1 protein-coding gene is annotated in these 258 nt (G+C 44.2%); it reads right to left on the bottom strand.

Features of this window, described 5'->3' with window-relative positions; all coding sequences use genetic code 11:
* On the bottom strand, nucleotides 1-243 hold a 243-nt coding region (locus tag RG959_RS24475), incomplete at its 3' end, for a hypothetical protein (RefSeq protein ID WP_342799333.1).
* Nucleotides 244-258: the final 15 nt, after the last annotated feature.

The following is a 258-nucleotide window of genomic DNA, read 5'->3' as shown; positions in this document are numbered from 1 at the left end:
CTGTTGGTGATAGTGAATGTGGTCATTAAGTCCAACGTTCGGTGATTTAAAATCAGGGGCCATGAAAGCGGCTGAGCCAGTGTTGCCTGATGCATCAACGGTTAGTGTTTGACCACCACCACTGATGTTAACTACGCTGTCACCAATTATATTTGCAGTTGTACCTTTAATTGAGACATCAGTACCAGCCGTAATGTTAGTACTTGAACCGCTTTGAATACGTAATGATGCACCAGTTACCAAACGGAGATCTGCACC

The organism is Domibacillus sp. 8LH (genome assembly GCF_038806185.1).
In the GTDB taxonomy this organism is placed as follows: domain Bacteria; phylum Bacillota; class Bacilli; order Bacillales; family Domibacillaceae; genus Domibacillus; species Domibacillus indicus_A.
This window is presented reverse-complemented; position numbering and strand designations above follow the sequence as displayed.